The organism is Xanthobacter sp. BG11Y11_SDJG, from assembly GCF_057364445.1.
The window spans coordinates 1-2637 of sequence record NZ_JBNFNU010000497.1; the positions used below are offsets into that span (position 1 = coordinate 1).

Genomic DNA, 2637 nt, shown 5'->3' on the forward strand with positions numbered 1-2637 from the left:
GCGCCGCCACCACGGCGGCAAGGTCCGGCGCCGTGCGCAGCATCCAGCCGCCGGCCGCCTTCACGAGGTTGACGCCGCGCCGGGCATAGTCCGCCTGGAGTGCGTCCATCAGCGCGCCGATGTCCGCCTCCTTCGGCAGGTGGGCCGCGAGCGCCTGCGCATCCAGCGGCAGGGAGGAGGTGAACAGCAGCGCCTCGATGGTGCGCAGGTCGCGGACGAAGGCGACGGCGCGCTCGTCGTCCGGGCGGACGTCGAACAGGTCGATCCGCGGTGCGGCCTTGTTCATGCGCCCTCCCCGGCCGGCTCGGCGTCGGCGCGGTGCGGCCGCAGCCACAACGGCGCGAAGGGCGCATCCTGGCGGATGTCCAGCATGCCTTCACGCACCATCTCCAGGCTCGCCGAGAAGCTGGAGGCGAGCGCGGTGGCGCGCTGGCTGGGCTCGGCCACATAGTCGATGAGGAACTGGTCAAGCCGCATCCAGTCCGAAACGCCGCCGCCCAGAAGCCGCTCCAGCCGCTCGCGCGCCTCCGCCAGCGACCAGACCGCGCGGGTCTTGAGCGTGACGTGGGAGAGCGCCTTCACCTGTCGCTGGCGGGCATAAGCGGAGAGCAGGTCATAGAGCGTGGCGGTGTAGGTCACCGGCCCCTTGGGCACATCGCGCGGGTCCGGCAGCGCCCGGGGCAGCATGTCGCGGCCCATCTGCGGGCGCTCCATGAGGTCCTGCGCCGCCTTGCGGATGCGCTCCAGGTGCCGCAGGCGCCGGGCGAAGGCGTCGGCCAGTTCCTGCGCGCTCGGGCCGTCCTCCTTGGGCGGCGCCGGCAGCAGCAGGCGGGACTTCAGGTAAGCGAGCCAGGCCGCCATCACCAGATAGTCGGCGGCGAGTTCGAGGCGCCCGCGCCGCGCCTGCTCGATGAAGGCAAGATACTGGTCCGCCAGCGCCAGGATGGAGATGCGGGTGAGGTCCACCTTCTGGGTGCGGGCGAGCGCGAGCAGGAGATCGAGCGGCCCCTCGAAGCCGTCGATGTCCACCACGAAGGCGCCCTCCCCGCCTTTGGGCAGGTCGTCCTCGGCAAAGCTCGGCGCCGCGTCGACGGCCATTTCGATCACGCCTCCCTGGAGAGGAGATGCTGCACCTCGGCGCGCAGGGCCGCAACATCCGCCGGCTCGGCCTTTCGGCGCAGCGCCAGGGCGCGGTCCGCCCGCGCGGCGGCGAGGCCGCCGAGTTCGGGGGCGACGGCGGCCACTTCGCTCATCTCCTCCAGCCGGCCGTTGCAGTGGAGCAGCATGTCGCAGCCCGCGGCGATGGACGCGTGGCCCCGCTCGGCGAGGCTGCCCGCGAGCGCCCCCATGGAGAGGTCATCGCTCATGAGCAGGCCGGAAAAGCCGATGTCGCGGCGGATCACGTCGGCGATCATCACCGGCGAGGTGGTGGCTGGCCGCTCGGGATCGATCGCGCGGTAGACCACGTGGGCGGTCATGCCGAGCGGCAGGTCCGCGAGCGCGCGAAAGGCGGCGAAGTCCTCGCGCTCCAGCACCGCGCGCGGCGCCTCCACCACCGGCAGGCGCTCGTGGCTGTCGGCGGGCGCGCGGCCGTGGCCGGGAATGTGCTTCACCACAGGCAGCACGCCGCCGTCCAGAAGCCCCTCGGAGGCGGCGCGGGCGAGCGCCGCCACCTTCGCCGGCGTCTCGCCATAGGCGCGGTTGCCGATGATGCCGTGGCCGTCCGGATGGCGCAGGTCCGCCACCGGCAGGCAGTCCACGTCGATGCCAAGCGCCGAAAGGTCGCCCGCGATGGCGCGCGAATTGAGGCGCACCGCCTTCAGCGCCGCGTCCGGATCGCGGTCGTAGAGCACGCCGAACGGCTCGGCCGGCGGGTCGTCCGCCCAGTGAGGCGGGCGCAAGCGCTGCACGCGGCCACCCTCCTGGTCGATCAGCACCGGCGCGTTCCGGCCCACCGCCGCGCGCAGATCGTCCACCAGGGCGCGCACCTGCGCCGGGTCCTCCACATTGCGGGCGAACAGGATGAAGCCCCACGGCGCGCTCTCCGCGAAGAAGGCGCGCTCGTCGGGCGACAGGCGGGTTCCGGCGCAACCGGAGATGAAGGCGCGGACGGTCATGGCTTGCCCCTATAAGCGGCCTTGCGCCCCGTCAAGCCGCGGACGGCGCGGCATCAGGCCGGACAAAGCAAACGGCCGGGCGAGCCCGGCCGTCCTGGATGCTGTGCCTGCAAGCCGATGCGGGGATCAGAGGCCCGCCACGTAGCGGCTCGGGTCCACCGGCTGGTTGCCCTTGCGGATCTCGAAGTGCAGCTGCGGCGTCGAGACGTTGCCGCTCTGGCCGGCTTTGGCGATCACCTGGCCGCGGCGCACCTGATCGCCGCGCTTCACCTCGATCTCGCTGGCATGGGCATAGGCGGTGACATAGCCGTCCGCATGCTTGATGAGCACGAGATTGCCGAAGCCCTTCAACTCGTTGCCGGCATAGGCGACGGTGCCGTCCTCGGCGGCGCGGATGGCGGTGCCCTCCGGCACGGCGAAGTTCACGCCGTCATTGTGGGTGCCGCCGGGCTTCGGCCCGTAGCCGGCGATGACGCGGCCGCCGCACCGGGGCGCCGGAACTGCGGGCCGGGAGCCGGCG

The 2637-nt window shown here is 72.6% G+C and carries 4 protein-coding genes; all 4 read right to left on the bottom strand.

Translation table 11 applies throughout. The annotated features are described in order from the left end of the window. Nucleotides 1-286, bottom strand: a 286-nt coding sequence (locus tag AC2W7M_RS23435; RefSeq protein ID WP_486135330.1) for an SMC-Scp complex subunit ScpB, incomplete at its 3' end; no start/stop codon positions are given. Next, entirely contained in the window at nucleotides 283-1098 is an 816-nt protein-coding gene (locus AC2W7M_RS23440; protein ID WP_486135335.1) for a segregation and condensation protein A, read from the bottom strand. The genes AC2W7M_RS23440 and AC2W7M_RS23435, both read right to left, overlap by 4 nt. Before the next feature lie 5 nt (nucleotides 1099-1103). Beyond that, the gene (gene nagZ, locus AC2W7M_RS23445) at nucleotides 1104-2117 is read right to left on the bottom strand and encodes a beta-N-acetylhexosaminidase (RefSeq protein ID WP_486135332.1); all 1014 of its coding nucleotides are present in this window, start codon (nucleotides 2115-2117) and stop codon (nucleotides 1104-1106) included. Nucleotides 2118-2243: 126 nt separating this feature from the next. Beyond that, a partial coding sequence (locus AC2W7M_RS23450; RefSeq protein WP_486135334.1) for a murein hydrolase activator EnvC family protein occupies nucleotides 2244-2637 on the bottom strand: 394 nt, incomplete at its 5' end.

Excerpts from the sequence above, each read along its gene's own strand:
- AC2W7M_RS23440 (WP_486135335.1), bottom strand. The coding sequence starts at position 1,098 with ATGGCCGTCGACGCGGCGCCGAGCTTTGCCGAGGACGACCTGCCCAAA.
- nagZ (WP_486135332.1), bottom strand. The coding sequence starts at position 2,117 with ATGACCGTCCGCGCCTTCATCTCCGGTTGCGCCGGAACCCGCCTGTCG.